12 protein-coding genes are annotated in these 16,754 nt (G+C 74.6%); 11 read left to right on the forward strand and 1 reads right to left on the reverse strand.

Features of this window, described 5'->3' with window-relative positions; genetic code table 11:
- Positions 1 to 55 precede the first annotated feature (55 nt).
- On the forward strand, positions 56 to 2,212 hold the full coding sequence (locus NQU55_RS20925; RefSeq protein ID WP_168096729.1) for a primosomal protein N': 2,157 nt from the start codon (positions 56 to 58) through the stop codon (positions 2,210 to 2,212).
- 953 nt (positions 2,213 to 3,165) lie between these two features.
- Here the strand turns inward: NQU55_RS20925 and NQU55_RS20930 are convergent.
- Complete coding sequence (locus NQU55_RS20930) at positions 3,166 to 3,675, reverse strand: hypothetical protein (RefSeq protein WP_256790944.1); 510 nt, start codon at positions 3,673 to 3,675, stop codon at positions 3,166 to 3,168.
- Positions 3,676 to 3,945: 270 nt separating this feature from the next.
- Between NQU55_RS20930 and fmt the strand changes: the two genes are divergently transcribed.
- The 10 genes from fmt (at position 3,946) to NQU55_RS20980 (ending at position 16,712) form a co-directional block, all read left to right on the forward strand.
- Positions 3,946 to 4,881, forward strand: a complete 936-nt coding sequence (gene fmt / locus NQU55_RS20935) for a methionyl-tRNA formyltransferase (protein ID WP_168095513.1) — start codon at positions 3,946 to 3,948, stop codon at positions 4,879 to 4,881.
- A 52-nt stretch (positions 4,882 to 4,933) separates the two neighbouring features.
- Positions 4,934 to 6,358, forward strand: a complete 1,425-nt coding sequence (locus NQU55_RS20940; RefSeq protein WP_168095514.1) for an RsmB/NOP family class I SAM-dependent RNA methyltransferase — start codon at positions 4,934 to 4,936, stop codon at positions 6,356 to 6,358.
- Positions 6,359 to 6,702: 344 nt separating this feature from the next.
- On the forward strand, positions 6,703 to 7,389 hold the full coding sequence (gene rpe / locus NQU55_RS20945; RefSeq protein WP_058047774.1) for a ribulose-phosphate 3-epimerase: 687 nt from the start codon (positions 6,703 to 6,705) through the stop codon (positions 7,387 to 7,389).
- A 152-nt stretch (positions 7,390 to 7,541) separates the two neighbouring features.
- On the forward strand, positions 7,542 to 8,531 hold the full coding sequence (locus NQU55_RS20950; RefSeq protein ID WP_173864883.1) for a sugar-binding transcriptional regulator: 990 nt from the start codon (positions 7,542 to 7,544) through the stop codon (positions 8,529 to 8,531).
- Positions 8,532 to 8,867: 336 nt separating this feature from the next.
- Complete coding sequence (locus tag NQU55_RS20955) at positions 8,868 to 10,088, forward strand: cytochrome P450 (protein WP_256790945.1); 1,221 nt, start codon at positions 8,868 to 8,870, stop codon at positions 10,086 to 10,088.
- A 122-nt stretch (positions 10,089 to 10,210) separates the two neighbouring features.
- Positions 10,211 to 11,386: a 4-hydroxyphenylpyruvate dioxygenase gene (gene hppD, locus NQU55_RS20960; protein WP_168096249.1), complete on the forward strand. Its 1,176-nt coding sequence runs from the start codon at positions 10,211 to 10,213 to the stop codon at positions 11,384 to 11,386.
- Between the two features lie 51 nt (positions 11,387 to 11,437).
- Complete coding sequence (locus tag NQU55_RS20965; RefSeq protein ID WP_168096248.1) at positions 11,438 to 12,286, forward strand: oxidoreductase; 849 nt, start codon at positions 11,438 to 11,440, stop codon at positions 12,284 to 12,286.
- The gene (locus NQU55_RS36875) at positions 12,283 to 13,836 is read left to right on the forward strand and encodes a CoA transferase (RefSeq protein WP_256790946.1); all 1,554 of its coding nucleotides are present in this window, start codon (positions 12,283 to 12,285) and stop codon (positions 13,834 to 13,836) included. The genes NQU55_RS20965 and NQU55_RS36875 overlap by 4 nt, the downstream gene beginning before the upstream one ends.
- The gene (locus NQU55_RS20975; RefSeq protein WP_168096701.1) at positions 13,833 to 15,521 is read left to right on the forward strand and encodes an FAD-binding oxidoreductase; all 1,689 of its coding nucleotides are present in this window, start codon (positions 13,833 to 13,835) and stop codon (positions 15,519 to 15,521) included. The genes NQU55_RS36875 and NQU55_RS20975 overlap by 4 nt, the downstream gene beginning before the upstream one ends.
- Positions 15,522 to 15,596: 75 nt before the next feature.
- A complete protein-coding gene (locus tag NQU55_RS20980; RefSeq protein WP_256790947.1) occupies positions 15,597 to 16,712 on the forward strand; it encodes a prephenate dehydrogenase in 1,116 nt (371 codons plus the stop codon).
- Positions 16,713 to 16,754 lie beyond the last annotated feature (42 nt).

A 16,754-nucleotide genomic window follows, 5' to 3' on the forward strand; every position in this document is an offset into this window, starting at 1 on the left:
GGCCGGAATTCCGGCCCGCCCGGCGTTGTCAGTGGCGTCTGGTAGGACTGTGGCTGTGAGCAGCGAGAACGGGCGGTCCCAGGGCAAGCCTCCGGAGCACGGGGAGCAGCTCGCACTCATACGGGAGAGCGTGCGCGAGGCCAAGGCGAAGGCGCCCAAGGCCAAGCCGCGCACATGGCGGAACGCCCCCCTGGCCAAGACGCTGCCCGTCGCGCGGGTGCTCGTGGACAAGGGGCCCGTCCACCTGGACCGGCTGTGGGACTACGCCGTGCCCGAGGAGCTCGACGCGGACGCCCGGCCCGGGGTACGGGTGCGCGTGCGCTTCGGCGCCGGGACGCGCAATGTGCGCGGGGGCCGCCGCGAGGGCGGCGGGCTCCTCGACGGGTACATCGTCGACCGGGTGGCCGAGTCCGACTACCAGGGGCCGCTCGCCGCGATCGCCCAGGTCCTCTCGCCGGAGCCGGTGCTCAGCCCTGCGCTCTACGAGCTCTGCCGGGCCGTAGCCGACCGGTACGCCGGTTCGCTCGCCGACGTGCTGCAGCTGGCCGTACCGCCCCGGCACGCGCGCATCGAGGCCGAACCGTCGCCCGCGCCGCTGCCCCCGCCGGGGGCGCCGGAGCCCGGGAGCTGGGCGCGGTATCCCACCGGGCCCGCCTTCCTCGACGCCGTGGCCCGGGGAGACACCCCGCGGGCCGTGTGGACGGCGCTGCCCGGCCCGCACTGGCCGCAGGAGCTCGCGCGGGCCGCGGCGGCGGCGCTGTCGTCCGGGCACGGCGCGCTGATCGTCGTGCCGGACGGGCGGGACGCGGCGCGCGTCGACGCCGCCCTCGGGGAGCTCCTGGGGGAGGGCCGGCACGTACTGCTGACGGCCGAGCTCGGGCCGGAGGAGCGGTACCGCCGCTGGCTCGCGGTCAGCCGGGGCTCGGTGCGGGCCGTGGTCGGCACGCGGGCGGCGATGTTCGCGCCCGTGCGCGACCTCGGGCTCGTGGCCGTCTGGGACGACGGGGACGGGAGCCACAGCGCGCAGAACGCCCCGCACCCGCACTCCCGCGAGGTGCTCGTGCAGCGCGCGGTGCACGAGAAGGCCGCGTTCCTCCTCGGCGGCTTCGGCTGCACCGTGGAGGCCGCCCAGCTGGTGAACACGGGGTGGGCCCTGCCGCTCGCCGCCGCCCGCGAGACCGTGCGGGCCGTCGCCCCCGCCGTGCGGACCGTCGGCGACTCCGACGAGGCCCGCGACGCGGCGGCGCGCGCCGCCCGGCTGCCCAGCCACGCCTGGCAGGCCGCCCGCGAGGGCCTCAAGCACGGGCCGGTCCTCGTCCAGGTGCCCCGCCGCGGCTATGTGCCCCGCCTCGGCTGCGAGCGGTGCCGCGAGCCCGCCCGGTGCGGGCACTGCGCCGGCCCCCTGGAGGCCGGCGGCGCCGACGGCGCGCTGCGGTGCGGCTGGTGCGGGCAGGAGGCGCCCCCGGGCTGGCACTGCACGGAGTGCGGAGGCTCCCGGCTGCGGGCCCGGGTCGTGGGTGCGGGGCGCACCGCCGAGGAGCTCGGCCGGGCCTTCCCGTCCGTGCCCGTACGGACCTCCGGGCGCGACCACATCCTCGACACGGTGCCCGACCGGCCCGCGATCGTCGTCTCCACGCCCGGCGCGGAGCCCGTCGCCGAAGGCGGCTACGCCGCGGCGCTGCTCCTGGACGGCTGGGCCCTGCTGGGCTTCCCCGACCTGCGGGCGGGGGAGGAGGCGCTGCGGCGCTGGCTGTCCGCGGCCGCGCTCGTGCGCGGGCAGGCGGAGGGCGGCGTCGTCGTCGTGGTCGCCGAGCCCACGCTGCGCCCCGTCCAGGCGCTCGTGCGCTGGGATCCCGCGGGGCACGCGATGCGCGAGCTCGCCGACCGCGCCGAGCTCGGCTTCCCGCCGGTGTCCCGGATGGCGTCGGTCACCGGACCGCCGGAGGACGTCGCGGACCTCCTCGCCGCGGCGGAGCTGCCGGATGACGCGGAGGTGCTGGGGCCGGTGCCGCTGCCCGTGACGGCCGCGGGCCGCCCGCGCCGCCCCGGCGACCCGCCGCCGGGGCAGCGGTGGGAGCGGGCCCTGCTCCGGGTGCGCCCCGGGCGGGGAGCGGCGCTCGCCGCCGCCCTCAAGACCGCCCAGGCGGCCCGGCTCGCCCGCCGCGACGGCGAACCGGTGCGCTTGCGCGTCGACCCACCGGACATCGGCTGACGGTCGCCTCCGGCGGGGGCGCGATCGCGTCGCCCACGACCCGGCTCGGCACCGCCGGCCACCGCGCGCCGGGCTGAGCGCCGCTGCGGCGGAGGGGGTGGGGGCGGCGCCCCATGGATCCGCCGCGCGTCCGGCACCGCCGGATGCGTCGTCGGCGGTTGCTCGCCGGGGCGGCGGGAGTGGGGTGCCCGGTGAGGTGCATGCGGGTTCGGGGGCTGTTCCCCTTGGATCCGCCGCGATGGCGATCGGCCCTGGACGGCGGGGTTCGGCGGTGCCGACGTGGCCTGATGCGGGCTCGGCACTGCCGGATGCTGTCGTTGGTGGTTGTTCGCCGCGGCGGCGGGAGTGGGGTGCCCGGCGAGATGCACGTGGGTTCCCGGGCTGCTCCCCTTGGATCCGCCGCGACGGTGATCGGCCCTGGACGGCGGGGTCCGGCGGTGCCGACGTGGCCTGATGCGGGCTCGGCACTGCCGGATGCTGTCGTTGGTGGTTGTTCGCCGCGGCGGCGGGAGTGGGGTGCCCGGTGAGGTGCATGCGGGTTCGGGGGCTGTTCCCCCTTGGATCCGCCGCGACGGTGATCGGCCCTGGACGGCGGGGTCCGGCGGTGCCGACGTGGCCTGATGCGGGCTCGGCACTGCCGGATGCTGTCGTTGGTGGGTGTTCGCCGTGGCGGCGGGAGTGGGGTGCATGCGGGGTCAGGGGCTGCTCCCCTTGGATCCGCCGCGATGGCGATCAACCCCCTACGGCGGGGGTCGGCGGTGCCGAAGCGACCTGAGGTGGGTCCGGCACCGCCGGATGCGTCGTGGTGGGTGTTCGCCGGGGCGGCGGGAGGGTCCGGGGCTCCGCCCCCGGGTTCGCCGCACGGCGATCGGCTCGGGCGGCGGGGGAAGGGGGTGCCCGGCGAGCAATCTCCGGCCGGGCTCGGGCCGGTGTCCCGGGAGCCGCCCGCAGGGCTAGCCGTTGCGGGGGCCAGGGAAGGCCGGGGGGCGTTGTTCCTCACGGAGGGCGGGGGCAGGCGCCTGGCCGGGGACCGTGCGGGCCGCCGGGACCACCGGCACCGGCGCCGGCTCGGCGGTGCGCACCGCCTCCGCGGCCTCCGCCGTCCCCTGCCCGTTGGCGCGGCGCGCTCCGTAACGGCGGTGCACCGCCTGCTTGGTGACCCCGAGGGCCGAGCCCACCGCGTCCCACGAGAAGCCCAGGGAGCGGTCGAAGTCGACCGCGGCGGTCACCAGGGTCTCGACGCTGTCCCGCAACTCCTGCGCCAGCCGTACGGTCGGCGCGGGTGCCCGCCCGTAGACGACGAAGCCGGCCGAGGGGCCGGTGCGCCGCGGGCGGTAGACGTTGCCCAGTTGAGCGGTGAGGGTGCGCAGGGCGTCCACCTGCCTGCGGACCCGCTCGATGTCCCGGACCAACAGATGCAGGCTGGCCCGTGCCTGGGCGTCGTGGGTTGCGTGGTCGGCCATGAAGAAGCCTCTCGGACCGGCGGGGTAAAAGGACGGAAAAAGACGAGAGTTGACGCGTCAGTCGACGAGCAACGGATAGAGGGCCGCGGATGCGGCCCGATTCGGTCAATCTCTCTTGACCACAACGCGCCATTGGCCGCCGGGTCACGGTATGGGGGCGCACATCCGCCGGAATGAGGCGCGTGGCAATCCGTACGCCCCCTCGGGGCCGGGCCCTTTAGACTGGTGGGCCATTCCGCTCGGCGCTCGAGGAGAGGTAGTTCGCCACCCATGAGGCTCGTCTTCGCCGGTACCCCCGAGGTCGCCGTCCCCGCCCTCGACGCCCTGCTCGCCTCGGACCGCCACGAGGTCGTCGCCGTCGTCACGCGGCCCGACGCCCCCGCCGGCCGCGGCCGCCGCTTGGTGGCGAGCCCCGTCGCCGAGCGCGCGGCGGAGGCCGGCATCGAGGTGCTCAAGCCCGCGCGCCCGCGCGACGAGGACTTCCTCGCCCGGCTGCGCGAGATCGCCCCGGACTGCTGCCCGGTCGTCGCCTACGGCGCGCTGCTGCCGAAGGCGGCCCTGGACATCCCCGTGCACGGCTGGGTCAACCTGCACTTCTCGCTGCTGCCCGCGTGGCGCGGCGCGGCCCCGGTCCAGCACGCGATCCTCGCGGGCGACGAGGTCACCGGCGCCTCCACCTTCCTGATCGAGGAGGGCCTGGACTCGGGACCCGTCTACGGCGTGGTCACCGAGGAGGTGCGGCCCACCGACACCAGCGGCGACCTGCTGACCCGGCTCGCGTTCGCCGGCTCCGGGCTGCTCGCCGCCACCATGGACGGCATCGAGGACGGCTCGCTCAAGGCCGTGCCGCAGCCCGCCGAGGGCGTCTCCCTCGCCCCGAAGATCAATGTCGAGGACGCCCGGATCGACTGGTCCGCGCCCGCCCTGCGGGTGGACCGGGTGGTCCGCGGGTGCGCCCCGGCGCCGGGCGCCTGGACGCTCTTCCGCGGCGAGCGGCTGAAGGTCATGTCGCTGGTGCCCGTCCCCGCGCAGGACGGCCTCGCGCCCGGCGAGATCGCCGCCGCCAAGAACTCCGTGCACGTGGGGACCGGTTCCCACGCCGTCGAGCTGCAGTGGGTCCAGCCGCAGGGCAAGAAGCCGATGAAGGCCGCCGACTGGGCCCGCGGCGTCCGTATCGCCGCAGGCGAGCGGCTCGGCGCGGCCTGAGGGCAGAGCGTAGGCTGGACACCTTCGCCACCCCAGCCCCGGAGCACCTTTCGTGAACGACCGTCCCGCACGCCGCCCCGCAAAGCCCTACCGCCGGCCCAAGAAGGACCCGGTGCGGATCCTCGCCTTCGAGGCGCTGCGGGCGGTCGACGAGCGGGACGCGTACGCGAACCTGGTCCTGCCGCCGCTGCTGCGCAAGGCCCGGGAGAAGGGCGACTTCGACGCGCGCGACGCCGCGCTCGCCACGGAGCTCGTGTACGGGACGCTGCGCCGCCAGGGGACGTACGACGCGATCATCGCCTCGTGCGTCGACCGGCCGCTGCGCGAGGTGGACCCGCCGGTCCTGGACGTGCTGAGCCTCGGCGCGCACCAGCTGCTGGGCACGCGCATCCCGCCGCACGCGGCGGTCTCCGCGAGCGTCGAGCTGGCGCGCGTCGTCCTCGGCGACGGCCGGGCGAAGTTCGTGAACGCCGTGCTGCGGAAGATCACCGCGCACGACCTGGAGGAGTGGCTGGAAAAGGTCGCCCCGCCGTACGAGGACGATCCCGAGGAGCACCTCGCCGTGGTGCACGCGCACCCGCGCTGGGTCGTCTCCGCCCTGTGGGACGCGCTCGGCGGCGGTCGCGCCGGCATCGAGGACCTGCTGGAGGCCGACAACGAGCGGCCGGAGGTGACGCTGGTCGCCCGGCCGGGGCGCTCCACGACGGACGAGCTGCTGGCGGCCGCCGGCGAGGAGTCGGCGCTGCCCGGCCGCTGGTCGCCGTATGCCGTGCGGCTCGCCGAGGGCGGCGAGCCCGGGGCGCTGGAGGCCGTCGCGGAGGGCCGCGCCGGCGTGCAGGACGAAGGCAGCCAGCTGGTCGCCCTCGCCCTCGCCTCCGTGCCGCTGGAAGGCCCGGACGCGCGCTGGCTCGACGGCTGCGCGGGCCCCGGCGGCAAGGCGGCGCTCCTCGGCGCGCTGGCCGCCGAGCGGGGGGCGGCGCTGCTCGCCTCCGAGAAGCAGCCGCACCGGGCCCGCCTGGTCGGGCGGGCGCTCGCCGGGAACCCCGGCCCTTACCAGGTCATCGCCGCGGACGGCACGCGTCCGCCGTGGCGCGAGGGGGTCTTCGACCGCGTCCTCGTCGACGTGCCCTGCACCGGTCTCGGCGCCCTGCGGCGCCGCCCCGAGGCGCGCTGGCGGCGCCGCCCCGAGGACGTGGCGGGCTTCGCCCCGCTCCAGCGCGACCTGCTGCGGGAGGCGCTGCGCGCCGTGCGGGTCGGCGGGGTCGTCGGGTACGCGACGTGCTCGCCGCACCCGGCCGAGACGAAGGCCGTCGTCGACGACGTGCTCAAGCGGGAGGGCGTCAGCGCGGAGTGGATCGACGCGCGTCCGCACATGCAGGGAGTCCCGGCCCTGGGCGACGGCCCCGACGTTCAGCTGTGGCCGCACCTCCACGGCACGGACGCGATGTACCTGGCCCTCCTCCGCCGCACCGCCTAGCGGCGGGCTTCCGGGGAAGAGGCTGCGCCTCTTCATTCCGCGCCGCGGCGGAGACAGGCGAAGCGGCTGCGCCGCTTCGATCCGCCGCCCCGGGCGGGTGCGGGAAGAGGCCCGCGCCTCTTCGTTCCGCCGCCGTGGTGCGCAACCCCCGTGGTGGTCTCCGGCGGTGCCGGGCCGGCCTCAAGCCGTGGCCCGCGGCCGAGCGATCGTGGCACCGCCGGTCCGCGCCGCGGTGGCTGATCGCCGTTGCGGCGGAGACGAGTGAAGAGGCGCTGCCTCTTCACTCCGGCCCAACCGGTGGAGCCCGTGTCAGCGGCGCGCGGCGGACATGGCAGGCTTAAGGCATGGCCGCGCAGATCAACCCCAGCATCCTGTCCGCCGACTTCGCCCGGCTCGCCGACGAGGCCGAGGCGGTCAAGGGCGCCGACTGGCTCCACGTCGACGTCATGGACAACCACTTCGTCCCCAACCTCACCCTCGGCGTGCCGATCGTCGAGTCGCTGAGCCGGGCCACGGACACCCCGCTGGACTGCCACCTGATGATCGAGGACCCGGACCGCTGGGCGCCGCAGTACGTGGAGGCCGGCGCGGGTTCGGTGACCTTCCACGCGGAGGCCGCCGCCGCCCCGGTGCGGCTGGCGCGGGAGATCCGGGCGAAGGGCGCGCGGGCTTCGATGGCGCTGAAGCCGGCGACGCCGATCGAGCCGTACGAGGACCTGCTGCCCGAGCTGGACATGCTGCTGATCATGACCGTCGAGCCCGGCTTCGGCGGCCAGGCGTTCCTGGACATCATGCTGCCGAAGATCCGCCGCACGCGGGAGCTGATCTCGCGGCACGGCCTGCAGATGTGGCTGCAGGTCGACGGCGGCGTCTCGGCGGAGACGATCGAACGGTGCGCGGAGGCCGGCGCGGACGTGTTCGTGGCCGGATCCGCCGTCTACGGTACGGAGGACCCGGCGGCGACCGTACGGGCTCTGCGCGCCCAGGCGGAGCGTGCCACGGCCGGTGCGGCCTGGGCCTGCGGGCACTGAGCGGGGTGCCGCGCTCGCCCGAAATGCTGAGCGCGAAGGTCAAGGTCTGATCAAGGACCGCCGTTTCTGACAGGATGACGGTGGAGTCCAAGCTCGAACAGCATGAAAACAGTGAGGAGACGGTGGTGTCGACGGGCCGTTCAGCCACGCCGATGGGGCCCGCCGAGCTGGTGCAGGCGGCGGCCATGGCCCGCCGCTTCTACCTCGAGGGCAAATCGAAGATCCAGATCGCCGAGGAGTTCGGCGTGAGCCGCTTCAAGGTCGCCCGGGTGCTGGAGACGGCGCTCGAACGCGATCTCGTGCGGATCGAGATCCGGGTCCCGGCCGAGCTGGACGCGGAGCGCTCGGACGCGCTGCGCGCCCGCTACGGCCTGCGCCACGCGGTCGTCGTCGAGTCGCCGGCGGACGCCGCGGACGACGCGCCCGACCCCGAGAACCTCGGCGAGGTGGCCGCAGACCTGCTCGGCGAGCTGGTGCACGAGGGCGACGTGCTGGGCCTGGCCTGGGGCCGCTCGACCATTCACATGGCCGCGGCGCTGCACCGGCTGCCACCGTGCACGGTCGTCCAGCTGACCGGCGTCTACGACGCGGGCACGGCGGAGCGCGGCTCGGTGGAGGCCGTGCGGCGCGCCGCGCAGGTCTCGGGCGGCGAGGCGCACCCGATCTACGCGCCGATGCTGCTGCCGGACCCGGCCACGGCCGCGGCGCTGCGCGGCCAGACGGGCATCGCGCGCGCCTTCGACTACTTCGACAAGGTGACCGTCGCGGCCGTCTCCATCGGCTCGTGGGCGCCGGGCATCTCGACCGTCTACGACATGCTCACCGAGGAGGAGCGGGCCCACTACGCCTCCCTGGGCGCCGCCGCGGAGATGTCCGCGCACCTCTTCGACGCCGAGGGCCGCCGCATCGGTCGTGACCTGGGCGAGCGCTGCATCACGGTCGAGGCCGACCGGCTGCGCCGCATTCCGGAGGTCGTCGCGATCGCGGGCGGGCTGCGCAAGGCGGCGGCGATCGGCGCGGTGCTGCGCTCCGGGCTGGTCACCAGCCTGGTGACGGACACCGCGGCCGCGGACCACCTGCTCCTGGAGACGGGCCCGGGGCCGCGTCCGGCGCTGGACCGGGCGGATCCGGACGGCGCGTAGCGGGCGGGAGCGGGGATCCGTACCCCGCGGGAGACCAAGTGAGCGGGCGGCGTGCCCCGGGGCACGCCGCCCGCTTTTTCCTTCTCCTATTTCGGCGTTGTGAAAACGCAGGGCGGAACTTTGCATTCCATTGGTAATTTCACCGGTCGGCAGTCCGGTTTTTTCTTTGTGTGACCGAGGTCATGAAGCGACCCCCGGTTACCCCGGCAGCCGATTCCAGCTGCGAAGATAAGCAAACCCGAATAGTGCCAGTAGACAAGATAGCTTGACACTACAAATTTGCCTCAGCAGACTCAATTTCCGTGCGCAGCCTCTTCCGGAAAGGACGTCCTGAAGGTGAATGACGACAAGACACTCCAGGTGCGGTCCTACCCATTCGGCGAGCCTGCCGGACTCGAATTGTGCCCGCTTTACGCGGAGCTCCGCGAGAACGAGCCGCTGAGCCGGGTGCAGCTGCCCTACGGGGACGAGGCCTGGCTGGCCACCCGCTACGCCGACATCCGCAAGGTGATGACGGACAACACCTTCAGCCGGGCGGCCACGCTCCACCGGGACGAGCCGCGGATCGGCGAGGAGGTCGTCGACCGCGGGCTGCTGTCGATGGACCCGCCGGACCACACCCGGCTGCGCCGCGTCGCCAACGCCGGCCTGACCCCGCGGCAGACCGAGCGGCTGCGCCCCCTCACCGAGCGGATAGCCGACGAACTGCTCGACGAATTGTCCCGCAAGGAATCCCCGGCCGATCTGATGGCCGAATTCATCAACCCGCTCGCCGTCACGGTGATCTGCGAACTGCTCGGCGTTCCCTTCGAAGACCGCGCGGATTTCCAGGAATGGTCACAGGCGGTGGTTTCCACCACGTCGCTCCCGCCGGCGAAGATGAATGAATACATGGGGAACCTGCACAGCTATATGGCGAAGCTGGTCGCCGTCCGCCGCGACGAGCCGACCGACAGCCTCCTCAACGGCATGATCCAGGCCCGGGACGAGGACCCGGAGCGGCTCACCGAGGACGAGCTCGTGCTCGTGGCCGTGCGCCTGCTCGCCCCCGGCGTGCAGAACACCGTGCTCACCCTCGCCAACTTCGTGCTCGTGCTCATGCAGCACCCGGAGGAGTTCGGCCGGCTGCGCACGGATCCCGGGCTCGTGCCCGCGGCCGTCGAGGAGCTGATCCGCTACACCCCCTTCCACACCTCCACGATGTTCCCCCGCTACGCGACCGAGGACGTCGAGCTCGGCGGGACCGTCGTGCGCGCGGGCGAGGCCGTCGTCGGCTCGATCTGCGCGGCCAACCGGGACCGGGAGGTCTTCTCCTCGCCCGAGGAGCTCGACTTCGAGCGCAGCCCCAACCCGCACCTGGGCTTCGGCCTCGGCGCCCACTTCTGCCCCGGCGCCCACCTGGCCCGCATGCAGCTGCAGGTCGCCATCGCCGCGCTCGCGCGCCGCGTGGAGGGCCTGCGGCTCGCGGTCCCCGAGGAGGAGCTGAGCTGGAAGCAGGGCATGGTCGTGCGCTGGCTCGACGCCCTGCCCGTCACCTGGTCCCGCATCAGCGGCTGACCGCCCGCAACAGCGGCCGCCCGGCCCGCGCCGCCCGGCCCATCGGCCCGAGGCGCCCGCACCCGGCCCCGCCGCCCTTCACCCTCACTCCTCTTCCCCCACGAAAGAGACGGGAACGACCGATGAACGCTGCTTCCACGGCCCTCGCGGCCCCCTCTTCCGCCCCTCTCGCTCCTCCCACCGCCCCTGCCACCGACCCGTTCCCCCTCCTCGGCAACGACGCCGTCGTCTTCGCCGTGGGCAACGCCCGCCAGGCGATGCACTTCTACCGCACCGCGTTCGGCATGCGCGTGACCGCCTACCGCGGCCCGGAGACCGGCACGCCCGAGACCGTCTCCTACGTGCTGGAGTCCAAGGGCGTCCGCTTCGTCGTCACCTCGCCGGTGCAGCCGCACACCGAGGCCGGCCGCGTGCTCGCCGAGCACATAGCCGCCCACGGCGACGGCGTCACCGACGTGGCCCTGCAGGTCCCCGACGCCCGCGCCGCCTACGCCCGCGCCGTCGAGCGGGGCGCGCACGGCCTGGCCGAGCCGTACGAGCTCACCGACGGGTCCGGCACGGTCGTGCTGGCCCGCATCGCCGCCTACGGCGACACCGTCCACACCCTCGTCGACCGCACCCGCTACCACGGTCCCTACCTGCCGGGCTACGAGGCGGTCGACCCCGGGCGCTTCGGCCCGCAGGGCGAGCCGCTGTTCGAGCTCATCGACCACGTCGTCGGCAACGTCGAGCTCGGCGCCATGGACAAGTGGATCGAGTTCTACCAGCGCGTCATGGGCTTCACCCAGATCCAGGAGTTCACCGACGAGGACATCGCCACCGAGCTGTCCTCGCTGATGTCCAAGGCCCTGGGCGACGGCAGCGGCAAGGTGAAGTTCAACGTCAGCGAGCCGGCCATCGGCAAGCGCAAGTCGCAGATCGACGAGTACCTGGAGTTCTACGGCGGCCCGGGCGTGCAGCACATCGCCCTCGCCACCGACGACATCGTCGCCACCGTCCGCGCGATGCAGGCGGCCGGCGCGGAGTTCCTCACCACCCCCGGCGCCTACTACGACGTCCTCGCCGAGCGCATCGGCGGCATGCGCGTCCCCGTGGAGGAGCTGCGGGAGCTGAACATCCTCGCCGACCGCGACGAGGACGGCTACCTGCTGCAGATCTTCACCAAGCCGGTCCAGGACCGCCCCACCGTCTTCTTCGAGATCATCGAGCGGCGCGGCGCCAAGGGCTTCGGCCGGGGCAACTTCCAGGCGCTGTTCGAGGCCATCGAGCGGGAGCAGGCCCTGCGCGGCAACCTCTGACCCGCACCGCAGACCGGCAACCCCGTACCACCTCTGGAGAAAGCTGATCACATGACGGTGTGGTTCATCACCGGCGCCTCGCGCGGCCTCGGCCTGGAGCTCGTCCGGGCCGCGCTCGCCCACGGCGACCGGGTCGTCGCCGCGGTCCGCGACCCCCGCGCCTTCACGGGCACCGTGCCGGACGCCTCCGGCAACCTCCTCGTCCTGCCGCTCGACGTGACGGACGAGGAACAGGCCCGCGCCGCCGCGGCCCGCGCCGCCGAGCACTTCGGCCGGATCGACGTGCTGGTGAACAACGCCGGGTACGGGGTGGTCGGGGCGGTCGAGGAGACCTCGGACGACGAGGTCCGCGCCCTGTTCGAGACCAACGTCTTCGGGCTCCTGAAGGTCACCCGCGCCGTCCTGCCCGTCCTGCGGGCCCAGCGCGCCGGGCACGTCATCAACATCGGCTCCGTCGGCGGCTTCGCCCAGGGTGCGGGCTCGGGGATCTACGGGGCGAGCAAGTTCGCCCTGGAGGGCATCACCGAGGCCCTGCACGCCGAGGTGGCCGCCCTCGGCATCAAGGTCACGGTCGTCGAACCCGGCCAGATCCGCACCGACTTCTTCGACCCGTCGAGCCTGCGCCCCGCGGCGCACACCATCGACGACTACGAGCGGACCGCGGGCGCCCGCCGCACCGACTTCGCCCGGACCAACCACCGGCAGCCCGGCGACCCGGTCAAGGCCGCGCAGGCCGTCGTGGCCCTCGCGCACACCGCCGAGCCCCCGCTGCGACTGCCGCTCGGCAGCGACAGCGTGGCCCGCATCGAGGCCAAGCTCGCGCACGTCACCGGCGAGCTCGCGGCATGGCGGCACGTCGCCCTGTCCACCGACCACGACACCGCGGAGGCCCGGGCGTGACCGACGACCCCACCGGCAGCGCCACCGGCGAACCCGCCCGCAGGACCACCGGCGATCTCACGGAGCGGATCGAGAAGGCCCTCGCCGCACCCGCGACCGACGACGCCTTCGACGTCCACGCCGCGCTGGAGGACGTCCTCGCGGGCGTCGGCATGACGGCCGCCGACACCGGCGGCGCCGTCACCTTCGAGGGCGCCGACCCCGTCGTCCCCTCCACGCTGCGCCTGGGCGCGGCCGCCGGCATCGCCCTCGTCGCGAAGTCCGCCGCCGTCGCCAAGCTCTGGCGGCTGCGCGGCGGACCGGGCCAGGACATCTCCATGGACCTGCGGGTGGCGCCGCACCGGCTGTGCCCCTTCTACGACCGCAAGTGGGAGCTGATCAACGGCAGCCCCCTCAGCGAGTCCTCCAACCCCAGCAACGCCCTGGGCTGGGCCTTCTACCGCAGCCGCGACGGCCGCTGGATGATGCCCCAGAACATGTACCCCAAGATCAAGGTCGAGGCGCAGCGGTTCCTGGGGGTCCCGGACGACGCCGACGCCGTGGCCGCCGCCGTCGCCGCCCGCGACGCCCGCGAGCTGGAGGAGGCCGGCAACGACGCCGGCATCGTCATGGCGATGCTGCGCGAGACCCACGAGTTCCTGGCCGAGCCGCAGTACCGCGATGTCCTCGCCCACGCCCCGCTCATCGAGATCGAGAAGATCGGCGACAGCGACCCCGAGCCCCTGCCGCCGGGCGCGGCCCAGCCGCTCTCCGGCGTCCGCGCCCTCGGCATGGGCCACGTCATCGCCGGCGCGGGCGTCGGCCGGGCCCTCGCCCTGCACGGCGCCGACGTGCTGAACCTGTGGCGGCCGGACGAGCTGGAGCACGAGCGCAGCTACATCAGCGCCAACGTCGGCGTCCGCTCGACCTACCTCGACCCGTACGCGGCCGAGGGCTCGGGGCGCCTGCGGACCCTCCTGCGCGACGCGGACGTCTTCTACGCCAACCGCCGCCCCGGCTACCTCGAGCGCATCGGCCTGTCCGCGGAGGAGGCCGCGGCGGCGCGCCCCGGCATCGTCCACGCGACGAACTCCCTGGCCGGGCGCACGGGGCCGTGGGCGGGCCGGATCGGCTTCGACCAGACGGCCGGGAGCCTCGTCGGCATCATGAACCTCGAAGGAGACGGCGAGCGCCCCCAGCTGCCGCCCGTCCAGGTCGTCAACGACTACATCACCTCCTGGCTCACCACCGTGGGCGTCGTCGAGGCGCTCAACCGCCGCGCGCAGGAGGGCGGCAGCTACCGCGTCCACGTCTCGCTCGTCCGGGCCGCCCTGTGGATCCTGAGCCTGGGCGTCTTCGACCGGGACTACGCCCACCAGGTCGCCGGGTCTAGCCCCCGCCATCTCTACCTCGACCCCGAGACCTTCACCGCCGACACCCCGCTCGGCGCGTACCAGGGCGTCACGGACCAGGTCCGGATGTCGGCCACGCCCGGAAGCTACCGGCACGTCCTCGTGCCGCGCGGCTCCTCCCGGCCCGAGTGGCTGCCCGACGGGCGGAGGACCGCATGACCGGCCCGAGCAGAAGGTCCCTCCTCGCCGGGACCGTGGCGGCCGCGGCGGGCACCGCAGGCGCACTCGCCGCCCGCCCCGCCGCTGCCGCGGCCGCCGCTCCCACCGGGAGCCCCGCGGGCGGGTCCGGCTTCCCGGCCGTGACGGTCGGCCCCGGCGACCCCCGCTACGGCGACCTCGTCGTGGGCAACAACGCCCGCTGGGTGGGCCGGCCGGAGACGGTGCGGCTCGTCGCCACCACCGAGCACGCCGTACGCGCCGTGCAGGACGCCGTCGACGGCGGGAAGCGGATCTCCGTGCGCGGCGGCGGGCACTGCTACGCCGACTTCGTCTTCAACCCGCAGGTGCAGACGGTCATCGACATGACGCCGATGAACGGCGTCTCCTACGACGCCGGGCGCAAGGCGTTCTGCGTGGAGGCCGGGGCGACCCTCCTCGACGTCTACGAGGCCCTCTACAAGGGCTGGGGCGTGACCATCCCCGGTGGCCGGTGCCACTCGGTCGGCGTCGGCGGGCACGTCAGCGGCGGCGGCTACGGCATGCTCTCGCGCAAGCACGGGCTCACCGTGGACCACCTGTACGCCGTCGAGGTCGTCGTCGTGGACGCCGGCGGCAGGGCGCGCGCCGTCGTCGCCACGCGCGAGGAGGGCGACCCGCACCGGGACCTGTGGTGGGGGCACACCGGGGCGGGCGGCGGCAACTTCGGCGTCATCACCCGCTACTGGTTCCGCTCGCCCGGCGCCCGCGGCGCCGACCCGGCCGGCCAGCTCATCCACCCGCCCAAGGAGGTGCTGGTCAGCGCCCTGGCCCTGCCGTGGAGCGCGCTGGACGAGAAGGCCTTCACCGGCCTGGTGCGCAACTACGGCGCGTGGCACGAGCAGAACGCCGGTGCCGATTCGCCCTACGCCTCCCTGTGCAGCTTCCTGACCCTGTGCCACCAGGCCAACGGCACCGTCAGCCTGCTGACCCAGATGGACGCGGGCGTGCCGGACGCCGAGCGGCTCCTGCACGACTACGTCGCCTCGGTCACCGCTTCCCTGGGCAAGGGGGCGGCGCGGCCGATGACGGCCCCGGTGGGGGAGAACCCCCCGATGCCGGACCTCTTCCACCCGCGCCGGCTGCCGTGGCTGACCGCCACGAAGTTCCTCGGCACGAACAACGCGGCGCTCGTCAACCCCACCCTGCGCGGCGCGCACAAGTCCGCCTACATGCGCAAGGGCTTCACCGACGGGCAGATCGCCGCCGTCCACCGGCACCTGACCCGGACCGACCTGCGCAACCCGAGCTCGATGGTCTCGCTGCTGTCCTTCGGCGGGCGGATCAACGCGGCGCGGCCCGGGGACACCGCCTCCGTCCAGCGCGACTCCGTCTTCAAGGCCCTGTTCCAGTCGATGTGGGCGGACCGGGCCGACGACGACGCGAACGTGCGCTGGACCCGCGAGTCCTACGCGGAGGTCTTCGCCGCGACCGGCGGCTACCCCGTCCCGGGCCCGGCCACGGACGGCTGTTACATCAACTACGCGGACACCGACATCACCGACCCCGCGCACAACCGGTCCGGCGTGCCGTGGCAGACGCTCTACTACGGCGCCAACTACCCGCGGCTGCAGCGGGTCAAGGCCGCGTACGACCCGGGGAACGTCTTCCGGCACCCGCAGTCCATCGCTCTGCCGGCCACCCCGTAGCCCGGGCGCGGCACCGCGCCGGACAGGGCTTCACCGGCTCCATCCGAAAGAGGGCGTGAACCCGTGATTCGCACGATGGCAGTAGTCGGCACCGGACTGATCGGCACGTCCGTGGGGCTCGCGGTGAGCCGCCACGGCGTGACCGTCCACCTCATGGACCAGGACGAGACGGCGGCGAGGACCGCGGCGGCGCTGGGCGCCGGGGTGCTGGCCGCCCCCGCCGGGCCGGTGGACCTGGCGGTGCTCGCGGTGCCGCCCGGCCGGCTCGGCCCGGTCCTCGCCGAGCAGCAGCTGCGCGGCCTCGCCCGCGCCTACACCGATGTCGCGAGCGTGAAGGCCGCGCCGGAGCGGCACGCCCTGGCGGGTCTCGCCGACGCCTCCTCCTACGTGGGCGGCCACCCGCTCGCCGGCCGGGAGAAGTCGGGGCCGCTCGCGGCCCGGGCGGACCTCTTCGAGGACCGCTCGTGGGTGCTCACCCCGTCGGAGGCCACCTCGCAGGAGACCCTCAACCGGGCCCTGGAGACGATCGCGCTGTGCGGCGCCGTGCCCGTGCTGATGGGCAGCCGGGCCCACGACAGCGCCGTGGCGCTGACCTCGCACGTGCCGCACGTGGTGGCCAGCCTCATGGCCGCGCGCCTGCAGCACGCCCCGCGCGAGGCGGCCCGGCTCGCCGGGCAGGGGCTGCGCGACGTCACCCGCATCGCCGCGGGCGACGCCCGCCTGTGGGCGGACATCCTGCAGTCCAACGCCGCCGCCGTGGCCGGCGTCCTGCGGGAGCTCCAGGCCGACCTCTCCGACCTCCTGGCCGCGCTCAACGAGCTGTCGGCCGCCCCTGCGGGCGAGAGCTCGCCCGGCCTGGCGCGCCTGGTCGACCTCCTCGACCGCGGCATCGCCGGGATGGGCACGATCCAGGGGCGTGGCGGCGCGCAGGCCGCCGGGCCGGTGCGGCTGCGGGTGGCCCTGGGGGACCGGCCGGGGGAGCTGGCGCGGATGCTCGCCTCGGTGGCCGACTTCGGCATCGGGGCGGACGACGTGTCCCCGCGCAGCGCCGGTGCTTCCGGTGCTTCCGGGCTGGAGGTGGAGCTGGGCGTGGCGTCGCTCAGGGCGGAGGACGTGCTGCGCAGGCTCGTACGGGACGGCTTCGAGGCGGCCCGGGCCGACCAGCGCGTCCTGACCGGCGCCATGCCGTAGGCCACCCACCGACACCGAGCGGGGGCGGACCGGGTTCATCCG

The organism is Streptomyces telluris, assembly GCF_024519335.1.
GTDB lineage: Bacteria > Actinomycetota > Actinomycetes > Streptomycetales > Streptomycetaceae > Streptomyces > Streptomyces telluris.

Excerpts from the sequence above, each read along its gene's own strand:
- NQU55_RS20930 (WP_256790944.1), bottom strand. The coding sequence starts at position 3,675 with ATGGCCGACCACGCAACCCACGACGCCCAGGCACGGGCCAGCCTGCAT.
- fmt (WP_168095513.1), top strand. The coding sequence starts at position 3,946 with ATGAGGCTCGTCTTCGCCGGTACCCCCGAGGTCGCCGTCCCCGCCCTC.
- rpe (WP_058047774.1), top strand. The coding sequence starts at position 6,703 with ATGGCCGCGCAGATCAACCCCAGCATCCTGTCCGCCGACTTCGCCCGG.
- NQU55_RS20950 (WP_173864883.1), top strand. The coding sequence starts at position 7,542 with ATGGGGCCCGCCGAGCTGGTGCAGGCGGCGGCCATGGCCCGCCGCTTC.
- hppD (WP_168096249.1), top strand. The coding sequence starts at position 10,211 with ATGAACGCTGCTTCCACGGCCCTCGCGGCCCCCTCTTCCGCCCCTCTC.
- NQU55_RS20965 (WP_168096248.1), top strand. The coding sequence starts at position 11,438 with ATGACGGTGTGGTTCATCACCGGCGCCTCGCGCGGCCTCGGCCTGGAG.
- NQU55_RS20975 (WP_168096701.1), top strand. The coding sequence starts at position 13,833 with ATGACCGGCCCGAGCAGAAGGTCCCTCCTCGCCGGGACCGTGGCGGCC.
- NQU55_RS20980 (WP_256790947.1), top strand. The coding sequence starts at position 15,597 with ATGGCAGTAGTCGGCACCGGACTGATCGGCACGTCCGTGGGGCTCGCG.